At 45.4% G+C, this 8,256-nt stretch carries 3 protein-coding genes, 1 tRNA gene and 2 rRNA genes; 3 read left to right on the top strand and 3 right to left on the bottom strand.

Features of this window, described 5'->3' with window-relative positions; all coding sequences use genetic code 11:
• Window positions 1-188: 188 nt before the first annotated feature.
• From GKR61_RS16235 to GKR61_RS16245, 3 genes are all read left to right on the top strand, one after another.
• Window positions 189-2,834: a bifunctional acetate--CoA ligase family protein/GNAT family N-acetyltransferase gene (locus tag GKR61_RS16235; RefSeq protein WP_154639906.1), complete on the top strand. Its 2,646-nt coding sequence runs from the start codon at window positions 189-191 to the stop codon at window positions 2,832-2,834.
• A gap of 159 nt (window positions 2,835-2,993) precedes the next feature.
• Window positions 2,994-4,349, top strand: a complete 1,356-nt coding sequence (gene pssA / locus GKR61_RS16240; protein WP_108479356.1) for a CDP-diacylglycerol--serine O-phosphatidyltransferase — start codon at window positions 2,994-2,996, stop codon at window positions 4,347-4,349.
• 88 nt (window positions 4,350-4,437) lie between these two features.
• Window positions 4,438-4,782, top strand: coding sequence for a YfiM family lipoprotein (locus GKR61_RS16245; protein ID WP_036947732.1), 345 nt, complete (start codon window positions 4,438-4,440; stop codon window positions 4,780-4,782).
• A gap of 159 nt (window positions 4,783-4,941) precedes the next feature.
• On the opposite strand, the gene GKR61_RS16250 is transcribed toward GKR61_RS16245, so the two are convergent.
• From GKR61_RS16250 to GKR61_RS16260, 3 genes are all read right to left on the bottom strand, one after another.
• A tRNA-Asp gene (locus tag GKR61_RS16250) sits at window positions 4,942-5,018 on the bottom strand.
• A 56-nt stretch (window positions 5,019-5,074) separates the two neighbouring features.
• Window positions 5,075-5,190: ribosomal RNA gene (gene rrf, locus GKR61_RS16255) — 5S ribosomal RNA — on the bottom strand.
• 139 nt (window positions 5,191-5,329) lie between these two features.
• Window positions 5,330-8,235: ribosomal RNA gene (locus tag GKR61_RS16260) — 23S ribosomal RNA — on the bottom strand.
• Between the last annotated feature and the right edge of the window lie 21 nt (window positions 8,236-8,256).

Raw genomic sequence — 8,256 nt, forward strand, 5'->3', positions numbered from 1 at the left:
AAATCACCTTCACAGCAAAACGTGAAGGTGCTTGTAATATTCAATAAAATTCCCTCGATAAACTGGCGCTTCCCACAATATACGGCACAATATACGACATGGTATTCCAGCAACGTATCGTATAGCGTTGCTTACGAACTCAAAATCAATTGAGCGGGTTTTCGCTCACCACAAAAAGGTTTACCGCCATGGGGTTAGTGAGTCAGCTAGAGTCATTGTTTAGACCAAAATCTATCGTTGTCGTGGGCGCTTCAGAAGATCCTAGCCGAGCAGGATCTGTGATGATGAAAAACTTACTCAGCAGTGGTTTCAAAGGCCCTATTCTGCCCGTTAACCCGAACAGGAACTCCATTCTTGGCGTCCTTGCTTATCCCTCAATTGATAAACTCCCACTCAAGCCTGATCTTGCAGTGATCTGCACTCACTATTCTCGCAATGTTGAATGTCTCCGCCAGCTTGGTGAGGCAGGTTGTAATGTCGTCATTATCTTATCGTCCCCTTCTATTCAATTTAATGAACTGAAAAAGGTGGCTCAGCAATACCAAATTCGTTTATTAGGTCCGAATAGCTTAGGCTTCTTTGCACCATGGCAAGGGCTAAATGCCAGCTTTTCCCCAATCCCTATTTTGAAAGGTAAACTAGCATTTATTTCACAATCTGCCGCAGTCTCAAATACAGTCTTAGATTGGGCGCGCCATCGCGATATCGGTTTTTCCTATTTTATTGCCCTTGGCGATAGCATTGATATCGATATTGATGACCTACTGGACTATCTTGCTCGAGATAGCAAAACCAGCGCTATCTTGCTTTATTTAGAAAACATTAGTGATGCTAGACGCTTTTTATCATCTTCTCGTAGTGCATCCCGTAACAAACCGATCCTCGTTATCAAAAGCGGGCGAACACACAAAGCGCAAGAGCTTCTCGGTGAAAAACCAAGTTTAGATGCCGCTTATGATGCTGCGATTCAACGGGCTGGTTTACTGCGAGTCCAAGATACCCACGAAATGTTTTCTGCGGTAGAAACACTAAGTTATATGACTCCGCTACGAGGAGAACGTTTATCGATTATGAGCAACGGCTCAGCACCTGCCGCAATGGCACTCGATGAACTACTTCTACGTAATGGAAAACTTGCAAAACTCAGTGTAGAAACTGAAAACGAATTAAGTTCTCTATTACCATTAGATTTATCTACCCAAAACCCGATTGACCTCGGCGACGATGCCACTGTGGATAGGTATCTCAACGTATTAAACAAAATGCTCGATAGCCACGATCATGATGCGTTGCTTTTGATCCATACACCAAGTGCCATTACACAAAGTAAATCCATGGCAGAAAAAGTGATCAAAACCATTAAACAACATCCTCGGGGTAAATGGTTAACTATCCTCACAAACTGGTGCGGGGAATATTCTTCTCAAGAGGCAAGAAGGCTCTTCAGCGAAGCTGGGATCCCAACTTACCGAACGCCAGAAGGTGCAATCACCGCCTATATGCATATGGTGGAATATCGCCGTAACCAAAAACAATTAAAAGAAACCCCTGCGCTGCCTGTCGGGATAACCGCAAATACTCAGCAAGCACATACCTGTATCATGCAAGCCATTGAAAATAACAAGCTGCATTTAGATACCCATGAAGTTCAACCAATCTTAAAAGCTTATGGCTTAAACAGCTTACCGACATGGATTGCTCATTCCAGCGAACAGGCCGTTGAAATCGCAGAAAAGATTGGCTATCCCGTTGCACTAAAATTACGTTCTCCTGACATTGTGCATAAATCAGAAGTTCAGGGCGTTATGCTCTATTTAAGGAATGCCAAAGAAGTCTCTGAAGCTGCCAATGCCATCATTGAACGAGTCTCGACCAACTACCCACAAGCTCGAATTGAGGGCTTATTAGTACAAAGCATGGCGAATCGCGCAGGAGCTCAAGAGCTACGAATCGCTGTTGAGCTTGATCCTGTTTTTGGTTTATTAATCATGCTTGGCGAAGGGGGCATAGAGTGGCAACAAGAGAGTCAGGCTGCCGTAGCTCTTCCGCCACTAAACTTAGCGCTAGCTCGTTACTTGGTCATTAATGCAATCAAAGGACATAAAATTAAAGCCCGTAGTGCTCTAGAACCATTAGATATTCCGGGGCTAGCCAGCTTATTAGTTCGTGTCTCTAACTTAATCATTGATTGCCCTAACATCAGCCGATTAGATATACATCCACTACTTGCGGCTGGTGATGAATTCACATTACTTGATGTTTCAATGACATTGAACTCAGCAAGTAACATTCCAGATACTCGGCTTGCCATCCGTCCTTATCCTAATGAGCTTGAAGAGACCATTAACCTAAAAGATGACCTAACTTGCTTGCTAAGACCGATTCTTCCTGAAGATGAACCACTCTTAAAATCCTTTATTGAGCAAGTCACTAAAGAAGACCTTTATTACCGTTATTTCAGTGAAATCAGTGAATTCACTCATGATGATCTCGCGAATATGACACAAATCGATTACGACCGAGAAATGGCGTTTGTCGCTGTTAAAAATAGTGATACACAACCTGAAATTATCGGCGTAACTCGCGCAATGGCAGATCCTGATAACCAAGAAGCTGAGTTTGCCGTTTTAGTTCGTTCAGATATGAAAGGGCAAACGCTCGGTTATCAATTAATGCAAAAACTGCTTAACTACACCCGCGGACATGGCATTAAGAAGCTGACAGCGATCACCATGCCAGAGAATCGTAATATGATCAGCTTGGCAAAAAAATTAGGATTCCAAATTGATGTTCAATTTGAGGATGGTGTCGTAAATCTCACCCTGCATCTATAATTAGCGTTAGGAATAAACCGTAATCTGTATAGTAAGTAAACCAATGGTCAATTTATTCCTAATGAATGGTGTAAATATGATATCATCGACAGATCATTCGCTTAAATATTTGTATAAAGCGATTTGCTATTAGACTAACAAGAGAAAATTCACACTGTGATGTTGTCAAAACTAAAACAAGCAAAACATCAACAACACTTGGCAAGCATGCCTAAATTGTCTCAGTCGGTTGATGATGTTAAAACGCTCTATAAGACGGAAGATTTTCGTGGTGCTCTGCTTGAACAGATCTCGCAAGCTAAAAATACAGTCTACATTACGGCGCTGTATTTAGAAAAAGATGATGCGGGTAAAGACATCCTTCATGCTCTGTATGCCGCTAAACAAGCAAATCCTAATCTAGATATTAAAATTCTAGTTGATTGGCACCGAGCTCAGCGCGGCCGAATTGGCGCTGCTGCTAATCTGACTAATGCCGATTGGTATTATGAAGTTTCTCAGCAATACCCTGATGTTGAGATCCCTGTTTTCGGGATCCCCGTAAACACGCGTGAAGCATTAGGAGTACTGCATTTAAAAGGTTTCTTATTTGATGATACGCTTCTATATAGCGGGGCTAGCATCAATGATGTCTACCTGCATCGTCATGAAAAATACCGCTACGATAGATATCATCTCATCAAAAATAGTCAGCTCACTGCAACGATGAAAAAATTCATTGATGATTCTCTTTTATCATCGGATGCTATTCATCTACTCAATACGCCTAGCAGACCAAAAACAGCGGAATTTAAAGGGTTAATCAAGCAATTTCGTTTGTCATTAAGAGGCGTTAATTACCAATTTGCAGGTAATGCATCTAATGATGAACTCGCCGTTACTCCATTTGTTGGCCTAGGTAAAAAAAACGAGTTAAATCGTACTATCACCCATTTAATGAGCTCAACCGCTGAAAAGTTAACTATCTGTACACCATATTTTAATTTACCTGCTGTCTTAGTAAGAATTATCAGCAAGTTACTGCGTGATGGAAAGAAAGTTGAAATCATTATTGGTGATAAAACCGCTAACGACTTCTATATTCCACCTGAAGAGCCTTTTAAAATCATCGGTGCTTTGCCTTATCTCTATGAAATAAACTTACGTAAGTTTGTTAGCCGTTTGCAGCGTTTTATTGATAGTGAGCAACTGACAGTTCGTTTATGGAAAGATGGTGACAACACCTATCACCTGAAAGGAATGTGGGTTGATAATCAATGGCAGCTGATTACAGGTAATAACCTGAATCCACGGGCTTGGGGATTAGATTTGGAAAATGCGGTATTAATCCACGATCCAAAACAGCAGCTCCAAGAACAACGCCAACACGAGCTTGATTGCATCCGAGTCCATACTAAAGTTGTTCATCATTATCGCGAGCTGGATAGCATTCAAACCTACCCTGTTAAAGTGAAAAAACTGATCCGTCGATTACGACGTATCCGAGTTGATCGACTCATTAGTCGAATACTTTAATAATTGACTCTCTAAAGCGCCGCTCATGTGGCGCTTTTTATTATCTAGCGAACTCTAACTTATCAGTTGCTGTAGAGGGCCAAGATATATGCCAAATCTCTCTTATAAAACATTAGCTTTAAGTTGCTCCTTAATAGTAATGACTGGCTGTTCAGGCTTCCATTGGTCAAATGATAATTGGCAGGGAAAAGATAAGGCGCAGCACTTTGCCTTTTCTGCTGCAATGGCTGCTGCTGGTAATGCGTATGCGGATAGGCAGAACATGCAACATCGGCAAGCAGCACAATTCGGTATGTTATTTTCGATTTCGCTAGGTGCAGCGAAAGAACTTTATGATAGCCGACCAGCAGGTACTGGCTGGAGTTGGCATGATTTTGCTTATGATGTAGCGGGTTCAGTGGCAGGTTATACTCTATATCAAAACTTTAAGTAATATTTGTTCGCTCATAATAAACAAAAAAATCTAGAAGAGATCACTATAGCAGAGTGAGCTGTGTGAGGACAGGGAGAAAATATAGTTAGAAATTGCTGTATTACATGTATCGTAGAAAAACAAAAACCCCGTGATTTTCATCACGGGGCTTGCTATAAGTGGCGGAACGGACGGGACTCGAACCCGCGACCCCCTGCGTGACAGGCAGGTATTCTAACCAACTGAACTACCGCTCCACTTATTCTTTTTGCCTTTCAGCAACTTATTGCTTCGCAATAAGCTTTAATTTAATGTCTGGCAGTTCCCTACTCTCACATGGGGAGACCCCACACTACCATCGGCGCTACGGCGTTTCACTACTGAGTTCGGCATGGGGTCAGGTGGGACCACCGCGCTATTGCCGCCAGACAAATTCTGTTTATTCCCGTCTAAGTTTTCTCTTAAACCAGAATATCAATCCTGAACAAGCTGTGTGTCTACCTTTCGGCTTCTCACTTTCTTTGAAAATCAACTTAATCTCTCTTCTCGAAAACACCTTCGGTGTTGTCAGGTTAAGCCTCACGGTTCATTAGTATTGGTTAGCTCAACGTATCGCTACGCTTACACACCCAACCTATCAACGTCTTAGTCTTAAACGTTCCTTTAGGACCCTTAAAGAGTCAGGGAAGACTCATCTCAAGGCAAGTTTCCCGCTTAGATGCTTTCAGCGGTTATCTCTTCCGCACTTAGCTACCGGGCAATGCCATTGGCATGACAACCCGAACACCAGTGGTGCGTCCACTCCGGTCCTCTCGTACTAGGAGCAGCCCCTTTCAATCTTCCAACGCCCACGGCAGATAGGGACCGAACTGTCTCACGACGTTCTAAACCCAGCTCGCGTACCACTTTAAACGGCGAACAGCCGTACCCTTGGGACCTACTTCAGCCCCAGGATGTGATGAGCCGACATCGAGGTGCCAAACACCGCCGTCGATATGAACTCTTGGGCGGTATCAGCCTGTTATCCCCGGAGTACCTTTTATCCGTTGAGCGATGGCCCTTCCATACAGAACCACCGGATCACTAAGACCTACTTTCGTACCTGCTCGAGCCGTCACTCTCGCAGTCAAGCTGGCTTATGCCTTTGCACTAACCGCATGATGTCCGACCATGCTTAGCCAACCTTCGTGCTCCTCCGTTACTCTTTGGGAGGAGACCGCCCCAGTCAAACTACCCACCAGACACTGTCCGCACCCCGGATTACGGGGCTACGTTAGAACATCAAACATTAAAGGGTGGTATTTCAAGGTTGGCTCCACGCAGACTGGCGTCCACGCTTCAAAGCCTCCCACCTATCCTACACATCAAGGCTCAATGTTCAGTGTCAAGCTATAGTAAAGGTTCACGGGGTCTTTCCGTCTTGCCGCGGGTACACTGCATCTTCACAGCGAGTTCAATTTCACTGAGTCTCGGGTGGAGACAGCCTGGCCATCATTACGCCATTCGTGCAGGTCGGAACTTACCCGACAAGGAATTTCGCTACCTTAGGACCGTTATAGTTACGGCCGCCGTTTACTGGGGCTTCGATCAAGAGCTTCTCCTTACGGATAACCCCATCAATTAACCTTCCAGCACCGGGCAGGCGTCACACCGTATACGTCCACTTTCGTGTTTGCACAGTGCTGTGTTTTTAATAAACAGTTGCAGCCAGCTGGTATCTGCGACTGGCTTCAGCTCCATGAGTAAATCACTTCACCTAATGCCAGCGTGCCTTCTCCCGAAGTTACGGCACCATTTTGCCTAGTTCCTTCACCCGAGTTCTCTCAAGCGCCTGAGTATTCTCTACCTGACCACCTGTGTCGGTTTGGGGTACGATTAATGATAATCTAGAGCTTAGAGGCTTTTCCTGGAAGCGGGGTATAAGCTACTTCGCCACCGTAGTGACTCGTCATCAGACCTCAGCATATAGTGAACCGGATTTGCCTAATTCACCTGCCTACATCCTTAAACCGGGACAACCGTCGCCCGGCCAGCCTAACCTTCTCCGTCCCCCCATCGCAATTATCACCAGTACGGGAATATTAACCCGTTTCCCATCGACTACGCATTTCTGCCTCGCCTTAGGGGTCGACTCACCCTGCCCCGATTAACGTTGGACAGGAACCCTTGGTCTTCCGGCGTGCGGGTTTTTCACCCGCATTATCGTTACTTATGTCAGCATTCGCACTTCTGATACCTCCAGCATACCTCACAGTACACCTTCACAGGCTTACAGAACGCTCCCCTACCCAACAATATTTACATATCGCTGCCGCAGCTTCGGTGCATAGTTTAGCCCCGTTACATCTTCCGCGCAGGCCGACTCGACCAGTGAGCTATTACGCTTTCTTTAAATGATGGCTGCTTCTAAGCCAACATCCTGGCTGTCTGAGCCTTCCCACTTCGTTTCCCACTTAACTATGACTTTGGGACCTTAGCTGGCGGTCTGGGTTGTTTCCCTCTTCACGACGAACGTTAGCACCCGCCGTGTGTCTCCCGTGATAACATTCTTCGGTATTCGTAGTTTGCATCGAGTTGGTAAGTCGGGATGACCCCCTAGTCGAAACAGTGCTCTACCCCCGAAGATGAGTTCACGAGGCGCTACCTAAATAGCTTTCGGGGAGAACCAGCTATCTCCCGGTTTGATTGGCCTTTCACCCCCAGCCACAAGTCATCCGCTAATTTTTCAACATTAGTCGGTTCGGTCCTCCAGTTAGTGTTACCCAACCTTCAACCTGCCCATGGCTAGATCACCGGGTTTCGGGTCTATACCCTGCAACTCATTCGCCCAGTTAAGACTCGGTTTCCCTACGGCTCCCCTATACGGTTAACCTTGCTACAGAATATAAGTCGCTGACCCATTATACAAAAGGTACGCAGTCACACCACAAGGGTGCTCCCACTGCTTGTACGTACACGGTTTCAGGTTCTATTTCACTCCCCTCGCCGGGGTTCTTTTCGCCTTTCCCTCACGGTACTGGTTCACTATCGGTCAATCAGGAGTATTTAGCCTTGGAGGATGGTCCCCCCATATTCAGACAGGATAACACGTGTCCCGCCCTACTCGTCGAGTTCACAACACTAACACCTTCGGATACGGGGCTATCACCCTTTACTGCCGGCCTTTCCAGACCGTTCTCCTGATGCTAATGCTGATTAAGACTCTGGGCTGCTCCCCGTTCGCTCGCCGCTACTAGGGGAATCTCGGTTGATTTCTTTTCCTCGAGGTACTGAGATGTTTCAGTTCCCTCGGTTCGCTTCGTTTGACTATGTATTCATCAAACGATAGTGCAACGAATTGCACTGGGTTTCCCCATTCGGAAATCGTCGGTTGTAACGGTTCATATCACCTTACCGACGCTTATCGCAGATTAGCACGTCCTTCATCGCCTCTGATTGCCTAGGCATCCACCGTGTACGCTTAGTCGCTTAACCTCACAACCCGAAGGTGTCTTT

Source organism: Providencia sp. wls1916 (genome assembly GCF_009706585.1).
Lineage (GTDB): Bacteria > Pseudomonadota > Gammaproteobacteria > Enterobacterales > Enterobacteriaceae > Providencia > Providencia lanzhouensis.